This window comes from Nonomuraea sp. NPDC049646 (assembly GCF_044465525.1).
Classification (GTDB): Bacteria; Actinomycetota; Actinomycetes; order Streptosporangiales; family Streptosporangiaceae; genus Nonomuraea.
In genome coordinates this window covers 1-18,169 of the sequence record NZ_JBITLU010000021.1, presented here as the reverse complement: position 1 = coordinate 18,169, position 18,169 = coordinate 1, and the positions used below count along the sequence as shown (strand labels likewise).

The 18,169-nt window shown below is 73.7% G+C and carries 16 protein-coding genes; 6 read left to right on the top strand and 10 right to left on the bottom strand.

The genetic code is table 11. The features are described 5' to 3' along the window. Positions 1–135: 135 nt before the first annotated feature. Together ACIBQ8_RS42920 and ACIBQ8_RS42915 are read right to left on the bottom strand one after the other, a co-directional pair. A complete protein-coding gene (locus tag ACIBQ8_RS42920) occupies positions 136–1,176 on the bottom strand; it encodes a methyltransferase (protein WP_397174526.1) in 1,041 nt (346 codons plus the stop codon). Further along, positions 1,173–2,003 (bottom strand): ABC transporter substrate-binding protein, encoded by an 831-nt coding sequence (locus tag ACIBQ8_RS42915; protein WP_397194996.1) that lies wholly within the window; start codon positions 2,001–2,003, stop codon positions 1,173–1,175. The genes ACIBQ8_RS42920 and ACIBQ8_RS42915 overlap by 4 nt, the downstream gene beginning before the upstream one ends. 280 nt (positions 2,004–2,283) lie before the next feature. Between ACIBQ8_RS42915 and ACIBQ8_RS42910 the strand changes: the two genes are divergently transcribed. Next, positions 2,284–2,826 (top strand): GtrA family protein, encoded by a 543-nt coding sequence (locus ACIBQ8_RS42910; protein WP_397174530.1) that lies wholly within the window; start codon positions 2,284–2,286, stop codon positions 2,824–2,826. Between the two features lie 22 nt (positions 2,827–2,848). On the opposite strand, the gene ACIBQ8_RS42905 is transcribed toward ACIBQ8_RS42910, so the two are convergent. Continuing rightward, positions 2,849–4,711 carry an ABC transporter ATP-binding protein gene (locus tag ACIBQ8_RS42905; protein ID WP_397174532.1) on the bottom strand — a complete coding sequence of 621 codons (1,863 nt, stop codon included), beginning with the start codon at positions 4,709–4,711 and terminating at the stop codon, positions 2,849–2,851. A gap of 206 nt (positions 4,712–4,917) precedes the next feature. Here ACIBQ8_RS42905 and ACIBQ8_RS42900 point away from each other — a divergent pair, with 206 nt between their 5' ends. The 4 genes from ACIBQ8_RS42900 (at position 4,918) to secD (ending at position 10,504) form a co-directional block, all read left to right on the top strand. Then, a complete protein-coding gene (locus tag ACIBQ8_RS42900) occupies positions 4,918–6,045 on the top strand; it encodes an esterase-like activity of phytase family protein (protein WP_397194995.1) in 1,128 nt (375 codons plus the stop codon). Positions 6,046–6,172: 127 nt separating this feature from the next. Further along, positions 6,173–7,783 (top strand): amidase, encoded by a 1,611-nt coding sequence (locus ACIBQ8_RS42895; protein WP_397194994.1) that lies wholly within the window; start codon positions 6,173–6,175, stop codon positions 7,781–7,783. 55 nt (positions 7,784–7,838) lie between these two features. Continuing rightward, a complete protein-coding gene (locus tag ACIBQ8_RS42890) occupies positions 7,839–8,228 on the top strand; it encodes a hypothetical protein (protein WP_397194993.1) in 390 nt (129 codons plus the stop codon). A 38-nt stretch (positions 8,229–8,266) separates the two neighbouring features. Further along, positions 8,267–10,504, top strand: coding sequence for a protein translocase subunit SecD (gene secD, locus ACIBQ8_RS42885; RefSeq protein ID WP_397194992.1), 2,238 nt, complete (start codon positions 8,267–8,269; stop codon positions 10,502–10,504). Between the two features lie 48 nt (positions 10,505–10,552). On the opposite strand, the gene ACIBQ8_RS42880 is transcribed toward secD, so the two are convergent. From ACIBQ8_RS42880 to ACIBQ8_RS42850, 7 genes are all read right to left on the bottom strand, one after another. Beyond that, positions 10,553–11,536 (bottom strand): alpha/beta fold hydrolase, encoded by a 984-nt coding sequence (locus tag ACIBQ8_RS42880; protein ID WP_397174541.1) that lies wholly within the window; start codon positions 11,534–11,536, stop codon positions 10,553–10,555. Positions 11,537–11,633: 97 nt separating this feature from the next. After that, on the bottom strand, positions 11,634–13,244 hold the full coding sequence (locus tag ACIBQ8_RS42875; protein ID WP_397194991.1) for a GMC oxidoreductase: 1,611 nt from the start codon (positions 13,242–13,244) through the stop codon (positions 11,634–11,636). 1 nt (position 13,245) lies between these two features. Continuing rightward, on the bottom strand, positions 13,246–13,782 hold the full coding sequence (locus ACIBQ8_RS42870; RefSeq protein WP_352325308.1) for a carboxymuconolactone decarboxylase family protein: 537 nt from the start codon (positions 13,780–13,782) through the stop codon (positions 13,246–13,248). After that, complete coding sequence (locus ACIBQ8_RS42865; protein WP_397194990.1) at positions 13,779–14,861, bottom strand: dihydrodipicolinate reductase; 1,083 nt, start codon at positions 14,859–14,861, stop codon at positions 13,779–13,781. Before ACIBQ8_RS42865 ends, ACIBQ8_RS42870 begins: the two co-directional genes overlap by 4 nt. Before the next feature lie 99 nt (positions 14,862–14,960). Next, positions 14,961–15,437 (bottom strand): TIGR03618 family F420-dependent PPOX class oxidoreductase, encoded by a 477-nt coding sequence (locus tag ACIBQ8_RS42860; protein ID WP_397194989.1) that lies wholly within the window; start codon positions 15,435–15,437, stop codon positions 14,961–14,963. Between the two features lie 32 nt (positions 15,438–15,469). Further along, on the bottom strand, positions 15,470–16,909 hold the full coding sequence (locus ACIBQ8_RS42855) for an MFS transporter (protein WP_397194988.1): 1,440 nt from the start codon (positions 16,907–16,909) through the stop codon (positions 15,470–15,472). 79 nt (positions 16,910–16,988) lie between these two features. Beyond that, positions 16,989–17,474, bottom strand: coding sequence for a MarR family winged helix-turn-helix transcriptional regulator (locus tag ACIBQ8_RS42850; protein ID WP_397174548.1), 486 nt, complete (start codon positions 17,472–17,474; stop codon positions 16,989–16,991). Positions 17,475–17,599: 125 nt separating this feature from the next. On the opposite strand from ACIBQ8_RS42850, the gene ACIBQ8_RS42845 reads away from it, so the two are divergent. After that, complete coding sequence (locus ACIBQ8_RS42845; protein ID WP_397194987.1) at positions 17,600–18,034, top strand: peptidase inhibitor family I36 protein; 435 nt, start codon at positions 17,600–17,602, stop codon at positions 18,032–18,034. Positions 18,035–18,169: the final 135 nt, after the last annotated feature.

Below are 18,169 nucleotides of genomic sequence, written 5' to 3'. Positions count from 1 at the left end.
AATACCTCGATCGCATACTTGCAGAAGCCGCGAAGCGGCGGGAAGCCCAAGATCAGCACCGCCGAGCGGCCCGGGCCACCGCCCGTGGCCGCCAGTCTCGCCGACGGCCGCCGCGGATGCGCGGCGGCCGGGGCCTCACGCCGGAGCCGGGCGCTGCCTGGCCACCACCAGGTGCAGGCCGTGGGGGAGCGGCTCGGTGCGGGCGACGTGCAGCCCCGCGGCCCCCAGCAGGCTCTCGACCTCGGTCAGCGTGCGTTCCTGCCCGCCGCTGAACAGCGTGAGCATCTTCATGTCCAGCGCGACCGCCGACGTCGGCGAGCGGTGCGGGTCGTCGTCGAGGACGGCGTCCACGATCCACAGCTCGGCGCGGCCGTCCATCAGGGCCGCCAGCCGCGCCAGCAGCTTGGCGGCCTGCTCGTCGGGGTAGTTGTGCAGGATGTTGCCCAGCAGGTACAGGCCCGCCCGGGGCAGCGGGTCGGTGAACATGTCGCCCTCGGCCACCGTGACGCCCGCCCGCCCGTCCAGGTGACGTCGGGCCTGGGCGGCCACCTCGGGCAGCTCGAACAGCACGCCGCGCAGCCGCGGGTGGGCCGCCAGGATCGTGGCCAGGACGATGCCGGTGCCGCCGCCGATGTCGGCGACCGCGTCCACGCCGGTCACGTCCTGCTCGGCGAGCGCGCGGGCCACGGTGACGCTGCGGGTGGCCATGAACTCGTTGAACAGGGCGCCGGCGGCGGGCCGGGCGCCCAGCCAGGCGTAGGGGGAGTCCACCTGGTGCAGCTCCAGCGCGGCGGGCGCGCCCCTGGTGATCGTCCGGTGCAGCAGGTCGGCCGAGTCGCGCCACAGCTCCTCGCCCCACATCAGCGCGGCGGGGGCCAGCGAGTCGTCGCGGCCGCTGGTGAGCAGGTCGCCCTCGCCGGTGAGCAGGTAGCGGCCGCGGGCGTCCCGCTCGACCAGCCGCAGGTGCTCCAGCGCGCGCAGCAGGCGGCCGAGCAGCAGCTCGTCCGGACGGCCCGCGCCGCCTGCGGAGATCTCGTCGGCCAGCTCGTGCACGGCGCACGGCCCGGCGGCCAGCAGGTCGAAGACCGACAGCCGCAGCGCGGCCCGGACGGCGGCGTACAGGATGAAGTCGTCGATCAGGCGCAGCACCCGCGCCCGCTCCGGCGTCTCGCTCATGGGTTCCCCTTCCCCGACTCCCGGGCCGGCCGGACGATCATGCTCTCGGCCCGCAGCGGCGCGGGCAGGTAACCGAACCTCACCATGGCGTCCACCACCGACTGCAGCCCTTCGGGCTCCAGCGTGGCGGGGAACGTGCCGAGCGTGATCGTCGCCATGGCGTCGCCCAGCGACCGCCCGCCCTGCCGGCTGTAGGCGGTGATGAACGGCTCGGTCATCCACGCCACGTCCACCGCGTGCGCGGCCAGCGCGGCCGGCATGTCGGGCAGGGGGATCTCCTTGAACGCGACGTCGTCCGCCGGCACCCCGGCCGCGGCGAGCACGGTCTCGGCGCTCAGCGTGCCGACCGAGCGCAGCGTGGCCACCGCGACGCTCTTCTTCGCGCCGCCGGTGTGCCGCAGGTCGCGCGGGCTCCTGATCGGGCTGCCGTGCGCCACGAAGAGCTGGAACGCGCCGGGCGCGGCGTGGTAGGCGTCGGCGACCAGCTTCAGCCGTCCGGGCTCGCGCCGCTGGTACGAGACCGCCGTCACGTAGTTGACCAGCCCGAACTCCAGGGCGCCGCCCTTCATCCGGTCGATCGCCGGGCCGCCGCCCTGCACGGTCACCGGCTCGGCCGACAGCCCCTCGGCCGCGAAGTAGCCGCGGTCGCGGGCGAGGTGGACCAGCGCGCTGTCGGGGATCGGGATGACGCCGATCCTGATCCTCTCCGGCGGCGCGCCCGAACCGGCCGCCCGCAAGCCGCCGGGCGCGGCCCCGCCACAGGCCGGGACCAGGGCGGCGAGCAGGGCGGCGAGCAGGAACAGCAGCAGAGGACGTAATCGTCTCACGGTTCTCCCTTCGAGGTCCGCCGCCGGCCCTCGCTCCCGCTGGCGGCCTGAACACAGGTCGGAACCAACGTCCTTGAGTGCACCATCGGGAGGCCCGCCTTGCAACGCCCGGTCAGAACGGGATGGCCGCCGTGTCAGAAGCGCGCCCGCCGTTGACCCCGGTTCCGGCCCGGCACGGGGTGAGCGTCGTCCTGCGCGGTCCGGACTGATGAGAAGATCGAGAGTGCTCCGAATCGCAAAAGCAGTACTCGCGAGGTTGCCGGCGCCGCTGCAGGCGCACGTGCTGAGGCACCGTGAACTGCTGAAGTTCGCGGTGGTCGGCGGGGCGACGTTCGTGGTGGACAACGCGGTGTTCTACGGGCTGAAGCTGACCGTCCTGCAACCGAAGCCGGTGACCGCGAAGATCATCGCGGTGCTCGTGGCGACGATCGTGTCCTACGTGCTCAACCGCGAGTGGTCGTTCCGGCTGAGGGGCGGCCGCGAGCGCCGCCACGAGGCGGGGCTGTTCTTCCTGGTCAGCGGCATCGGCCTGGTGCTCAGCTCGGCGCCGCTGTGGATCTCCCGTTACGTGTTCCGCCTGGAGGCCCCCGACGTGGGCCTGGCGGCCCAGGAGATCGCCGACTTCGTGAGCGCGCAGGTCGTCGGCACGCTGGTCGCCATGGTCTTCCGCTTCTGGGCGCTGCGGAAGTGGGTCTTCCCCGACGAGAAGGCCCACCCCGCCGGCATGCGGCCGGCCGCCGTCCCCCGGTACCACGGACGCCGCACCCTGCCGGTCGCCAAGCGCAAGCCCCGCAGGTCCGGCGTCCGGCAGGGACAGCGGTGAGACGGGACAGCGGTGAGACGGGTCAGCGGTAGGCGGCGGCCTGGAGGGTGTAGAGGTCGGCGTAGAGGCCGTTGAGCGCCATCAGCGCCTGGTGGTCGCCCTGCTCGGTGACCTTGCCGTGGTCGAGGACGTAGATCCGGTCGGCGTAGCGCACGCTGGCCAGGCGGTGGGTGATGAGCAGCACCGTACGGCCTTCGGAGTGGTCGCGGATGCGCTCGAACAGGGCGTGCTCGGCGCGGGCGTCGAGGGCGGCCGTGGGCTCGTCGCAGATGAGCAGGTCGGCGTCGCGGTGGAAGCCCCTGGCGACCGCGACGCGCTGCCACTGGCCGCCGGACAGCTCGCAGCCGTCCTTGAAGCGGCGGTCGAGCAGCGTGCGGTAGCCGTGGGGCAGGCCCGCGACCACCTCGTCGGCCCCGGCGACCGAGGCCGCCGCGACCAGGGCGGGCTCGCCCTTGTCGGTGCCCATGGTGATGTTGTAGCGGGCGGTGAGCGGCCAGCGGGTGTGGTCCTGGGCGATGACGGCCGTGCGCAGGCGCAGGTCGTCGGGGGGCACGTCGGCCAGGTCGACGTCGTCCCAGGAGACGGTGCCGGTGTCGGGCTCGTACAGGCCGGAAAGGATCTTGGCCAGGGTGGTCTTGCCTGAGCCGTTCTCGCCCACGAACGCGATGACCTCGCCGCGCTTGATCTCGACCGTCACGCCGCGCAGCGCGGGCTGGTCGGCGCCCGGGTAGGCGAACGTCACGTCGTCGGCCACGATGCGCTCGAACCCCTCGGGCACGGCCGCCGAGCGGGCGGCGGGCACGCGGCGCTCGGCGTCGGCGCAGAACTGGAGGAAGTCGGTGAAGTACAGGCCGTCCTCGTAGAGGCGGTTGGTGGCGTACAGGAGGTTGGCCAGCGAGGACTGGCCGGTCCTGATGGCCAGCACCGCGGTGCCCGCGACGGCGAGCGGGATCGCCGCCACGGCCAGCAGCACGCCCAGCGCGACGTAGACCAGGGCGGTGCCGAGGCCGCCCAGGGCCTCGCCGACCAGGCCGGCCACGGTCTGGCGCCTGGCCAGGTTGAGCAGCACCTCCTGCTCGGCCCTGGCGACGGCGTCGTACATGCGCAGCAGGAAGCCGCGCATGGTGAACGAGCGCACCTCGGCGGCGGGCTCGCGTTCGGCCAGCAGCTCGGCGATGATCCACTTGCGGCGGCGGGCGGGGATGAGGGAGTACATCGTCGAGTAGCGCATGCGGGCGCCGCGCACGGTGGCCCACGCGTCGGGCAGCACCGCCAGCAGCAGCAGCGGCAGCAGCACCGGGTGGAGCACGCCCAGCACGCCGGCCGCCGCCGCGATGCCGACGGCCGCGGTGACCACGTTGATGGCCGAGCTGACCACCGAGCTCGCCACGCTGACGCCGCGCATGTTGGCGCGTTCGAGGCTGTCGTGGAACTCCGGGTCGTCGTAGGCGACCAGCTCCACCTGGCTGGTCAGGCCGTACAGGCGCTCCTCGGTGTGGCGGGAGATCTGCGGGGTCAGGCGCGACTGCGCCCAGCCCGCGCCGGCCTGCACCACCGTGCGCAGCACGGCGGCCGCGCCGACCAGGACGAGGCTGGGCAGCGCGGCCAGCACGCGGTCGGGGGTCGGGCCCTCGCTGAACAGGGCGCTCAGCACGCCGGTGGTGGCCAGCAGGCCGAAGGCGGTGAAGACGCCGCCGAGGAGGTTGAGCGCGATGGTGGCCACGGTGTCGCGGGGGCCGGCCCGCCAGGACATGCTCATCGCCTGGCGCACGAGCGAGGGCAGGCGTCTGGCGATGGTCAGGAAGCCGACCTCGGCCATCTTGTCGTTGTGGGCGTACCAGTCGGAGACGGTGATCTCGCCGAGTTCCAGAGGCTCATCGGGCATGCGCTGAGTGTGCGGGCGGGCACCGACGGTTTCCGCCGCCTCGCGCGCCGGAGTGAGGAGACGGTGGCCCGTGCGCCACCCGCCTGTCCACGGCCCGCCAGGCAAAGACGCGCGGGCGGCGGCGTGTCCCGGTCGCCCCGGCGGGCGCGGGCGCGATTTCATGTCCCCCGGTCACTCCACGTAACCAGAACGACACAGGGGACGGAATGCGAAGAATCACGGGGTTCGCGGTCGCGTGCGCGGTCGCCATGAGCGTCACCCAGCCCGCCTGGGCGGCCCCGCGGGAGGAGGTCCGCATCACCCGGTATCTCGGGGAGCAGCGGCTGCCGTACCTGATGCAGTTCGACGGCACCACCGTCGGCGGGGTGTCGGGCATCGACCGCGACCCGCGCACCGGTGCCTGGTATCTGATCTCCGACGACCGCTGGCGCTACGGCCCGGCCCGCTTCTACACCGCCCGCCTGGACATCGACCGGGACTCGGGCGCGTTCACCGGCATCAGCCTGACCGGGGTCACCACGCTGACCAGGCGGGACGGCACCCCCTACCCCGGCTACGGCAAGCCCGGCTCGGCCGACCCCGAGTCCATCAGGTACGACCGCTGGTCCGGCCGGCTGTTGTGGGGCGACGAGGGCGACCGCCCCGACGCCGGCCACCCCGGCCTGCCACTGGCCGCCTCCGGCGTGCGCGCCGCCGACCTTCAGGGCCGCCACCAGGGGGACCTGCGCCTGCCGGGCAACCTGCGCCTGACCACCACCGAGCACGGCCCGCGGCGCAACGCCGGTTTCGAGGGCCTGGCCGTCACCGCCCGCCGGATCACGGCGATGACCGAGGGTCCGCGGTACGAGGACGGCGAGCCGCCGACGGCCGAGCACGGCGCGCCCGCCCGGCTCACCGTGTGGGACCGGCGGGGCGTCCCGCGCGGCCAGTTCGTCTACCCGCTCGACGCGCTCCCGGCCGCGCCGGTGCCGCCCACCGGGGAGTCCGACAGCGGGGTCTCGGAGATCCTGCCCATCGACGACCACCGCTACCTGGCCCTGGAACGCTCCTGGATCGAGGGCGTCGACTACAAGGTCAAGCTGTACGAGATCGACATGAGGGGCGCGACCAACGTGCTCGACCGGGACGACCTGAGCGCGGGGTACCGGCCGGTGAGCAAGCGGCTGGTCTACGACCTGGGCGACTTCCGGCCGCCGGTGCAGAACCTGGAGGCCATGGCCTGGGGGCCGCGGCTGGCCAGCGGGGAGTGCACGCTGGTGATCGGCTCGGACGACAACTTCAGCAGGAACGAGGTCAGCCAGTTCACGGCCTTCGCCGCCACGGGCTGCCCCTGACACCCCGCCGCCGGCCCCGCCCCGTGCTCGGGGGTGCGGGCCGGACCGAGGGGGCCGGCCGAGGGTGGCGGATATATACGAATTGGAATATTTTCCCGGGAAAGCATCCTGGCTACGCTCGTCAGCCATGACTCTCCTGAAGCCCGCACGCCGGGCGGCCGCCGCTCTGGCGCTCGCGCTCGCCGCCGGGTTGACCGCGGCCGTCCCCGCGCACGCGCGCGAGGCGGCCCCGCCGTCCGCCGGCACCGTCCTGCGCGGGCTGGACCTCGACCGCGCCACCGTGCTCGACCTGCAACGCGCCATGGACCAGGGCCGTTTCGACGCGGTGACGCTGACCCGCTTCTACCTCGACCGCATCCGCGCGGTGGACCCGCTGCTGCACGCGGTCGTCCAGACCAACCCCGGCGCGCTGGGCGAGGCCGAGCGCAGCGACCGGCGCCGCCGCAGGGGCGCGCACGGGCCGCTGGAAGGCGTCCCGGTCCTGCTCAAGGACAACATCGACACTGCCGCGCCGCTGCGCACCACCGCCGGCTCGCAGGCGCTGCTCGGCGCCCGGCCGGCCGCGGAGGCGTTCCTCGTCCAGCGGCTGCGGGCGGCCGGCGTGGTGATCCTGGGCAAGGCCAATCTGTCGGAATGGGCCAACTTCCGCTCCAGCCCGTCCTCCAGCGGGTGGAGCGCGATCGGCGGGCAGACCAACAACCCCTACGTCCTCGACCGCAACCCCTGCGGGTCGAGCAGCGGCTCGGCGGTCGCCGCCGCCGCCACCCTGGCCGCCGTCACCATCGGCACCGAGACCGACGGCTCGATCGTCTGCCCGGCCGGGATCAACGGCGTGGTCGGCATCAAGCCCACGATCGGGCTGGTCAGCCGGGCCGGCGTGGTGCCGATCTCGGCCCGGCAGGACACCGCGGGGCCGATCACCAGGAACCTCACCGACGCCGCCGCCGTGCTCTCGGCCATCCAGGGGCCGGACCCGCGCGACCCCGCGACCGTCCCGGGCGGTGACCGCGACTACCTCAAGGCCCTGCGTCCCGGCGCGCTGAACGGCGCCCGCGTCGGCGTGTGGCGCTCGGTCGCGGGCGACAACCAGGAGGTGCGCGCCGCCCTGGACGCCGCCGTGGTCACCCTCAGGGCCCGCGGCGCGACGGTGGTGGACGTCGAGCTGGAGGGCATGGACCAGGCCGGCGAGGCCGAGTTCCCGGCGCTGCTGACCGAGTTCAAGCACGACCTGAACGCCTACCTCGCCGCCACCCCCGGACGGCACCCCGCCGACCTGGCCGGGCTGATCGACTTCAACCGCCGGCACGCCCGGACCGAGCTGCGCCACTTCGGCCAGGAGATCTTCGAGCAGGCGCAGGCCACCACCGGCGACCTGGACGACCCCGCCTACCGCGCCCTGCGCGACCAGGCCACCACGCTGGCCCGCCGCGCGATCGACTCGGCGATGGCCGCCGGCCGCCTGGACGCGCTGCTCGCCCCCACCAACCACGCGGCCTGGCTGACCGACCTGACCAAGGGCGACGACTTCACCGGCTTCGTCTCCTCCTCCGCGCCCTCGGCGATCTCCGGCTACCCGGCGGTCACCGTCCCGGCCGGGTACGCCGGGGGCGTCCTGCCGCTCGGCGTCACGTTCTTCGGCGGGCGGTTCTCCGAGCCGTCCCTGATCGCCCTCGGATACGCCTTCGAGCAGGCCACCCAGGTCCGCAGACCGCCGACGTACCTGCGCACCCTGCCCTGAGCGGCCCGGCGGCGGGCTACGGTAGGGGCGACGGTCACGACGGGAAGGAGGCGAGGTGCGCACCAGGCTGCCCGCCGCGCTGCTTCTCGTCCTGTCGTGGCTGCTTCCCGCGACGGGCCATGCCCAGATCGCCGCCCAGGTCGCCGCCCCGGCCGTCACGCAGGCCGTCACGCAGGCCGTCACGCAGGTCACGGCGATCCAGGCGGCGGCCGACCGGCCCGCCGTCGCCCAGCTCGGCTCCACCCCGCCGCCGCCTCCGCTCGCGCAGGTCAGGCAGGCGGGGCACGACCAGGCCGGGCCCGGCGGGCAGGCACTGCCCGCCGCGGCTCCGGCCCGGCTGCTCCACGTCTGGTCGGCCGTCGTCCGGCGGCCCGCCGTCCGTGCCGCCGCCGACCGCGCCCGGGGCGCGGCGGCGGCCCGCGCGCCTCCCTCCACGGTGCTCTGAAGATCCCTCTTCCGCACACCTGAGCCTGTGGAGGCCTCATGTCACGTGCGCCCATGTGGCGCGCGCTGGCGGCGTTCGCCGTCATCGCGACCTCGATCATCCTGTCCCTCACCGCCACGCCACGCCTCGGCCTCGACCTGCGCGGCGGTACCCAGCTCGTCTTCGAGGCCAGAGACTCCCCGACGGTCACGGCCGACTCCTCGGCCACCGACCGCGCCCTCGACGTGCTCCGCCGCCGGGCGGACGCGCTGGGGGTCGTCGATCCCACCCTGGCCCGCTCCGGCGACAAGCGGATCATCGTCGAGCTGCCCGGCGTGCTCGACCCGAGCAAGGCGGCCGAGGTCATCGGCCGCACCGCCCAGCTCGCCTTCCACCCGGTCACCGGCCCCGGCAAGGCCGGCGACGCCACCGCGCTGCCCGACGAGAGCGGCAGCCCGCTCGCGCTCGGCCCGGCGGCGATCAGCGGCGACGGCGTCAGCGACGCCACCGAGCGCAGCGACCCCCAGCGCGGGCCCGGCTGGTCGGTCACGGTCGACTTCCGCGACGCCGACGCCTGGCAGCGGATGACCGGCGCGGCCGCCTGCCAGCCGGCGGGCGACCCGAAGCGGCGCGTCGCCATCGTGCTCGACAAGAAGATCATCTCCTCGCCGCAGCTCGACCCGTCCGTGCCGTGCGGCACGGGCATCCCGGGCGGCAACACCGAGATCACCGGGTCCTTCACCCACGAGGAGGCCCGCGACCTGGCCGTGCTGATCAAGGGCGGCGCGCTGCCCGTGCCGCTCGACCTGGTCGAGCAGCGGACGGTCGGCCCCACGCTGGGCGCCGACGCCATCGAGGCCAGCGTCAAGGCCGCGATCGCCGGGCTGGTGCTGACCGCCCTGTTCATCATCGTGATCTACCGCCTGTCCGGCCTGCTCGCCGCCGTCGCGCTCACCTGCTACGGCCTGATCTCCTACGCCGCGCTGGTCGCGATGGGGGCGACGTTCACCCTGCCCGGCCTGGCCGGGTTCGTGCTGGCCGTCGGCATGGCGGTCGACGCCAACGTGCTCGTCTTCGAACGCGCCAGGGAGGAGTACGGCCTGGCCCCGGCCCGCGGGCTCGCCCCGGCGCTGAACCGGGGGTTCAAGAACGCCTGGAGCGCCATCGCCGACTCCAACGTCACCACGCTCATCGCCGCCGCGCTGCTGTTCGGGCTGGCCTCCGGGCCGGTCAAGGGGTTCGGCGTGACGCTGGCGATCGGCGTGCTGGCCTCGCTGGTGTCGGCCATGCTGATCACCCGCGTGCTCACCCAGGCCGTCATCGGGCGGATCGGGCCGCGCCTGTCGGGCCTGGGCTCGCCGGGCGCGGTCCGGACGTGGCTGGCCCGGCGCAACCCCCAGCTCATGAAGGCCAGGAAGGTGTGGCTGGCGGTCGCGGGCGGCCTGGTCGTCGCGGCGCTGGCCGGGCTGTTCACCCGGGGCCTGGACTTCGGGGTCGAGTTCACCGGCGGCCGGCTCGTGGAGTTCGGCACGTCCAGGGCGGTCGACGCGGACACGGCCCGGCGGCTGGTGAGCGAGGCCGGCTATCCGGGCGCGGTCGTGCAGGCCGCCGCCGACGGCGTCACCGTGCGCGCGGGGCAGCTCGACCCGGCCAAGGTCCAGGCCGCGCTGGAGGGGCAGGGCGGCGAGGTGAGCAAGCGGCGCGACGAGTTCATCGGCCCCACGCTGGGCGAGGAGCTGCGCCGCAACGCCGTCATCGCGCTCGGCGTGGCCGTGGCGGCGCAGCTCCTCTACCTGGCGGTGCGCTTCCGCTGGACGTTCGGCACGGCGACCGTGCTGGCGCTGCTGGTGGACCTGGCCGTGGTGATCGGGCTGTTCGCCTGGCTCGGCAAGCCGGTGGACGGCGTGTTCCTGGCGGCGATGCTGACCGTGGTCGGCTACTCGGTCAACGACAAGGTGGTGGTGTTCGACCGGGTGCGCGAGCTGTGGGCCGCCCGCCGCACCGCGCCGCTGGCCGAGGCGGTGAACACGGCGATCCTGCAGACCGTGCCGCGGACCGTCAACACCGGGCTCGGCGCGCTGTTCGTGCTGGTCGCGCTGGCCGTCTTCGGCGGCGACTCGCTGCGTGACTTCGCCATCGCGCTGGTCACCGGCATCGTCGTGGGCACGCTGACGTCGTCGTTCGTGGCCGGCCCGGCGGCCATCGGCCTGGCCCGTTACGACCGCCGTCCGGCCCCCCAGCCGCCCGCGCCCAAGGCCGCCCGGCGGCCCCGCGAGGGCTCGGGAGCCGTGCTGTGACCGGCGCCGCGGGCCCGCCTCGCCCGGACGGGCCCGCGGCGTCGCGGGTCAGAGCCGGGCGAGCCAGTCCAGGAGGATGGCGTTGACCTCGTCGGGGCGTTCCTGCTGGATCCAGTGGCCGCAGTCGTCCAGGAGACGGGAGGAGACCAGGCCGGGCAGGGTGGCGGGGAAGGCGTCGATCGCGCCGGAGAGCCATTGGGTCGTGGCGTCCTCGGCGCCGCCGACGAACAGCGAGGGCTGGACGATCGGCGCGCCGTCGTGGGGCGCGAGGTCGGCCCAGTCGCGGTCCATGTTGCGGTAGCGGTTGAGCGCGCCGGTCAGGCCGGTGCGCTCGAACTCGGCGGCGTAGAAGTCGAGGTCGGCCTCGCTCAGCCAGCCGGGCAGCGTGCCCTCCGCCGGGAACCGGTCGCGCATCCTGCCGCCCGGGGCCACGAACAGCGGGTGGGGCGCGTCCGGGCCCGGCATGGTCCCGGCGGACAGGGCCGCGTACGTGCCCGCCAGCCAGCCCCGGACGTCCGGCTCGATCTCGGCCTCGGCCCGGCCGGGGGTCTGGAAGTAGCTGACGTAGAACTCGTCCGTCCCGCCCATGCCGGCGAACGTCTCGGACGGACGCGGCCCGCCGCGCGGCGTGTACGGCACGCTGAGCATGGCGACCGCGCGGAAGACGTCCGGCCTGAGCAGGGCGCTGTTGGCCGCGATCGGCGAGCCCCAGTCGTGGCCGACGATCACCGCGGTCCGCTCGCCCAGCGCCCGCACCACCGCCACGCTGTCCTCGACCAGCTCGGTCATCCGGTACGCGGCCACGTCCGCCGGCTTGGACGAGCGGCCGTAGCCGCGCACGTCCACCGCCACCGCCCGGTACCCGGCGGCGGCCAGCGCCGGGAGCTGGTGCCGCCAGGAGTACCAGGACTCGGGGAAGCCGTGCACCAGCAGCACCAGCGGCCCCTGCCCCGCCTCCACGAGATGGACGCGGCCCGCGGGGGAGGGCACCAGGCGGTGGACGCCCTCGGCGACCGGGGTGAGCTGCGACATCGTTCCTCCACGCACATGAGTTATGGCCTGTCACCAGGATCATGCGCGGCCCGTGCCGCCGCCCGCCAACTGCGTTGCCGTTTCGGCAAACCCTGGGCTAAAGGTCGGTGGCGATGATCTTCTCGATGTTCCGCTCGGCCAGCGCCGTGATGGTGACGAACGGGTTCACCGTGGTGTTGCCGGGGATCAGCGAGCCGTCGATGACGTACAGGCCGGGGTAGCCGTTCAGGCGGCCGTGGTTGTCGGTGGCCCTGTTCAGCACCGCGCCGCCGAGCGGGTGGTAGGTGAGATGGTCGCCCCAGATCTTGTACACGCCGAACAGGTCGGTGCGGTAGATCGTCCCCTCCTTGGCGTTGATCTTGTCGAAGATCGTCTTCGCCATGTCGATGGACGTCTGCTTCCAGGCGGTCTGCCAGCTCAGGTCCACCTTGCCGGTCGCGGCGTTCCAGGAGAACTGCGCCCGGTGCGGGGTGTTGGTGATCGACAGGTAGAACGAGGCGTACGTCTCGATCCCGGTCGGCAGCGGCGCCACCTCGGCGAACGCGCCCCCGGCCGTCCAGTTGTCGATGCCCGCGCACGGGATGGCCGACTGCAGCTTGCCGGTCGGGTCCCACAGGTGGTTGGCCCGGCCGCACATGACGTTGCCGTTGTCGCCCCAGCCCTTGCCGACCTCGTCGCTCAGCCCCGGCAGCGCGCCGGTGGCCTTCAGCCTGACCAGCAGCTTGCTCGTGCCGACGCTGCCCGCGGCGAAGAACACCCGGGCGGCCGTGACGGTCTTGGCGGCGGTGACCGAGCCGTCGGTGGCGAGCTGGTCGATCCGGACGGTGTAGCCGCCGCCCGCCGCCGGGGCGACCGAGGTGACCTGGTGCAGCGGCGAGATCGTCACCCTGCCGGTCGCGCGGGCCCGCGCCAGGTAGGTCTTCTGCAGGGACTTCTTGCCGTGGTTGTTGCCGTAGAGGATCTCGCCGGCCAGCGCCGACTGGGTGGCCGTGCCGGCCGCCTCCTGCTTCATGTAGTCCCAGTCGTACACGTCCGGGACGAAGGTGAACGGGAAGCCGGAGCGCTGGGCGTGCTTGCGGCCCACGCGGGCGTACTGGTAGCACGCGGTGGTGTCGAACCAGGCCGGGTCCACCAGGCCGACGCCGAGGCCGGAGTTGGCGCGCGGGTAGTAGACGCCGTACATCTCGTCGGCGTCCACCGACGGGAGCACGGCGGCGAAGTTCTCCCGCTTGGGCGTGACGGCCATGCCGCCGTTGACCAGCGAGCCGCCGCCGACCCCGCGGCCCTGGTAGACCGTGATGCCGGCGAACTCCTCGCCGTCCAGGATGCCGGTGTAGCGGGGGATGTCCCGGTCGATGGGGAAGCCGAGGAAGTAGTTGAGCGGCGCCTTGGTCCTGGTGCGCAGCCAGTACGAGCGATAGTCGGGCTCACGCGTGTTGCAGAAGATCTTGCCGTCCGAGCCGGGGGTGTCCCAGGCCATGCCCATCTCGATCATGTGCACCTCGACGCCCGCCTGGGCCAGGCGCAGGGCGGCCACCGAGCCGCCGTACCCGGTGCCGATCACCAGGACGGGCACGCGGGCGCCGTCGGTGATCGGCCCGGCGGCGGTGACGGCGGCGGCGGTGGTGGCGGCGGCGCGGCCGGGCAGTGCGGCGGCGCCCAGGAGGGAGGCGGTTCCGGCGATGAAGGTGCGGCGGCTGGTGTTCATGTCACGTGCCCTCGCTCGGTCGGTCTGACGCGGACTCGGTCGGTCTGACGGAGGGTGCCGGGCCGCCGGTCAGCATGCAGGCCGTGTCGAGGCCCAGCACGTGGTTGAGCCGGCCGAAGGCCCACCAGGAACCGATGCTCATGCTCAGTTCCACGATCTCGTTCTGGCTGTAGTGCTCGGTCATCCGGGACCAGAACTCCTCGTCGAGCCCGTGGTGGTCCAGGGCGTAGCGCTCGGCGTACTCGGCGGCGAGCCGGGTGCGCGCGTCGAAGGCGTCCGTGGCGCGCCAGTCCGCGACCGCGTCGGCGAAGCCGTCCTCGACCTTGACGCCGTCGCGCTCGGTGCGCCAGTCGAGGCAGAAGACGCAGCCGTTGATCTGCGCGATCCGCAGCCGGGCCGCCTCGAACTCGCGCAGGCCCAGCGTGGTGTGGGCGTAGACGGCCATGGAGAACTTCGAGGCGGCGGTCCCGATGCCGGGGACCAGCTCGCCCCAGACGTAGGCGATCGGGTCCTTGCCGCCGGGCACGTCGACGATCATGGGTTCTTCCTTCCGAGCCGGCCGGACGCGGGGCGCAGCGGGACGTCGAGCGCGTCGTACAGGCCGGGCGGCGCGGCGGCGAGCCAGTCGATGGCGTTCACCAGCCGGCCCGCCGCGGTGGCGTTCCCGCCCGCCGAACGGCTGCCGCCCTCGTCGGTCGCCTCGATCGTGACCTCGATGCGCGGGCGGCCCTCGACGATCACCCGGTGGGCGCCGTCGCCGCCGTCCGGGGGGAGCGGCCAGTCGGGGGCGCAGGCGGGGTGGATGCGGGTGACGTGCTCGATCACGATGCGCGGCTCGCCCTCGACGACGCCCTGCACCTCGAACCGCACCGCGCCCTGGGTGCCGGCCTCGAAGACGCCCATGCCGTCGGTGGTGACCGTGCGGTCGAGCGCACGCCGCTCCACGACCTCGCGGATCTCCTCCAGCGTGACGCCGAGTGCCCGCGCCATCAGCCGTACCTGCCCGCCCCACACCATGGACGGGACGGTCGGCGCGATCATCGGCGGCTCGTAGTCCATGGACTGGCCCATGCCGACCATGTACCGGACCGCGTCCGGGCGGTCGTAGCCGGAGTAGTCGAAGATCTCCTGGCAGCGGATGGCGTCCACGACCGAGCCGAGGCCGCTGAGCAGCAGGGGCAGCAGGTCGTTGCCCCAGCCGGGGTCGATGCCGGAGGCGAACAGCGAGCCGCCGCCCTCCGCGACGGCGGCCAGCACCTGGTCCCGCAGCTCGGGCGGCGCGCCGCGGTGGTCGTAGAGGGAGTACAGGGAGGGCGTGACGACGACGGCGCCGGCCCGCACGGCCCGCAGGACGTCGGCCAGGGCGTCGTCGGGGCGCAGGTCGCCGGAGGCGGCGTACACGACGGCCCTCGGGCGGGCGGCCAGGACGGCGGCGGCGTCGTCCGTGGCGGTGACGCCGAGGTCGCGGCCGAGCCCGGCGAGCTCTCCGGCGTCGCGGCCGGCCTTGTCGGGGGAGTGCACGACGACGGCGGCGAGACTGAGGTCGGGATGGGCCTCCACGGCCCTGATGGCGGCGCGGCCGACGTTGCCGGTACCCCACACCACGGTGGACGTCATGGGCGGAGCGTAGCAAGCGCTTGGTTTGGTGTACAGGGCCCCGCGACCGCCCGCCCGCCCGTCCGGCTCCCGGCAGCCGTCAGCCGGAGCAGCCGCCGGTCAGGCGGCGTCGAGGGCGATGCCGTACAGGTGGTCCACCCGGATCCTGATGACCAGGCGGCGGGCCCTGGCCATCTCCGCCAGGAAGGCGGCCTCGTCCGCCGGGTCGGGGAAGCCGCCGGCCATCTCCAGCAGCTCCCGTCCGGTGGCGTCGCCGGGCGTGAGCGACGGCTCGGAGACCTCCGCCCGTCCTTCGGCGACGGCGTACGACAGGACGTCGTCGCCCTGGAGGTGCACCGCCGCCCGCGGGTCGGCGAGCAGGTGGCGCACCTTGACGCGGCCCGCGGCGGAGGAGATGCGCAGGACGCGTTCGGCGGCGTCCCAGCGCAGGGCCATCGAGGCCAGGTGCGGGTGGCCGTCGCGCTTGAGCGTGGCCAGCACGCCGAAGGGCTGGCGGGCGAGGATCCGCAGGAGCTCGTCCTCGATGAGGGGGCGGGCGCCGGGGCCCTGCCCGGGGCCGTACGCGGGCTCGGTCATGGTGATCGGCTCCGTTCCGTGGTGAGAAGGGGTCAGCGGGCGGCGGGCTGGTCGATCGGCGACGCCTCGGCGGCCGCCGCGGCGCGGGGGCGGCGCAGGACGGCCAGGGCGACCACGACGGCCGCCGCGAGCAGCCCGGCCGAGGTGGCGAAGGCCAGGTGGTAGCCGCCGGTCAGCGCCGCCGCCTCGGCCGCCCCGCCGGCGCGCAGCTCCTGCGTGCGGGCGGCCGCCAGCGTGGTCAGGACGGCCACGCCCAGCGCCATGCCGATCTGCTGGGTGGTGTTGAACACCCCCGAGGCCAGGCCGGCGTCGTCCGCGCGGGCGGCCGACATGCCGAGCGTGGTCAGCGCCGGCAGCGCCAGCCCGCCACCCGCGATCAGCACCATGACCGGCAGCAGGTCGGTGACGTAGTCGGCGTCCACCGGCACCCGCGTGAGCCAGGCCATCGCCGCCAGCAGCAGCACCAGCCCGGCCAGCAGCACGGCCGGCGCGCCGAGGCGGGCGCTCAGCCGCGCCGAGACGAACAGCGACACGCCGCCGATCGCCACGGCCGCCGGGAGCATCGCCAGGCCGGTGGCGAGGGCGCCGTACCCGAGCACCTTCTGCATGTAGAGCGCGACGATGATCTGGAAGGCGAACATCGCCGACAGCGTCAGCATCTGCACGACGTTGGCCCCGATCACGTTGCGGGAGCGCAGCACGCGCAGCGGCATCAGCGGCGTGCGCGCGGTGGCCTGGCGCAGGAAGAAACCGGCGAGCAGGGCCAGCGACACCGCGCCGAACGCCAGCGTGTGCACGGCGAGCCAGCCGTGCTCCTCGACCTTGACCACGGTGTAGATGCCCAGCATCAGGCCCGAGGTGACCAGCAGCGCGCCGGTCACGTCGGCGCCCCGCGCCAGGCCGAGCCCCCGGTCGGCGGGCAGCGCGGGCAGTGCCAGCGCGATCGTGGCCAGCCCGATCGGCAGGTTGATGAAGAAGATCCAGTGCCAGCTCAGCGCGTCGGTGAGGACGCCGCCGAGCACCTGCCCGATCGACGCGCCGGCCGCGCCGGTGAAGCTGAAGACCGCGATCGCCCGGCCCCGCTCGCGCGGCTCGGTGAACAGCGTCACCAGGATGCCGAGCACCACGGCCGAGGCCATCGCGCTGCCGACGCCCTGCAGGAAGCGGGCGGCGATGAGCAGGCCCTCGCTGTTCGCCACGCCGGCCAGCAGGGACGCGCCGGTGAACACCGCGTTCCCGGCCAGGAACATCGTCCGGCGGCCCACGAGGTCGCCGAGCCGTCCGGCCAGCAGCAGCAGCCCGCCGAACGCGAGCAGGTACGCGTTGACGACCCAGCTCAGCCCGGCGGGGGAGAAGCCCAGGTCGCGCTGGATGGCGGGCATGGCCACGGTGACGATGCTGCCGTCGAGGATGGTCATCAAGGCGGACGTCGACAGCACGGCCAGGGCGGTGCGCCGGGAGGTGAGGGACATGGTCGTCTCCTGTTCAAGGAATGCAACAGGAGAGACCGTAGCAGATAGTTTCATTACAGACGATATGCCACGGAACTGTTCAGCTGCGCTCCCTGGCCCGCCGGACCGGCTGCGGGGCCTCGGCCGGGGTCTCCAGGTGGCCGGTGACCAGCCGGTTCAGGGCGCGGACCAGCACCTCCCGCTCGTCGTCGGGGATCGAGCCGAGGGCCGCGGCGTGCACGCCGTCCACGATCTCCTGGCTGCGCCGCGCCACCTGTGCGCCCTTCTCGGTCACGGCGATGATCCGGGCCCGCCGGTCGGTGCTCGACGGCCGCCGCTCGGCCAGCCCGGCCTTCTCCAGGGCGTCGACGGTGACCACCATCGTGGTCTTGTCCATGTCGCCGATCTCGGCGAGCTGGATCTGCGTGCGCTCCTCCTCCAGGGCGTGCACGAGCACGCAGTGCATGCGCGCGGTCAGCCCCAGCTCGGCCAGGGCCGCCGCCATCCGGGTGCGCAGCACGTGACTGGTGTGGTCGAGCAGGAACGACAGGTCGTGCTCGGTACGCGAGGGCGCCATCGAAGTCATGCCGTCGAGGCTACCAACTCATCCCGTAGCGGATTATCCGCTGAAGAACGTCCACGCTGACGGTCTAGCGCAAGTTGATCTCACTATGTATGTTCGGACCGAAGGAAAGTTTCGTCCATGGAGGCATGGTGGGCAAGAAGTTTCACGTTCTGGCGTTACCGATCGCCGTGGCCGCGCTGGCCGCAGTGGCGTCCCCGGCCCAGGCGGCGACGGGGTACGACCGTTGCCAGGAGGGCAACTACTGCCTGTTCTCCGGTCTCGACGGCACCGGCGACATCGTCCAGCTCCAGGCGAGCACGGCCAACCTGGCGGCCCTGGGCATGGGCGACCGCGCCAAGTCCGACTGGAACCGCTCCGACACGCTCATCCATCTCTACTCCGAGGCCGACTACGGCGGCTGCTCGGCCGTCACCGGCCCGCGCGGCAAGGGCAACTTCTACATCACCTTCCGCGACTTCTTCGACTCCGTCCGCTTCGGCGGCCCGAACGGCCCCTCCTGCTCCATCGGCGGTGACGAGCTGAGCATCAAGCGCGCCGCGACCACCGACTCCCACGGCTGACCTTCGAACCCTCCGGGCGGCCCCCCGCCCCCCCCCGGGCCCCCCCCCGCCCCCCCCCCCCCCCGGGGGGGGGGGGGGGGTTTTGCGCCCCCCACACCCCTCCACATTACCCCACAACCCGGTAATAGTGAACTA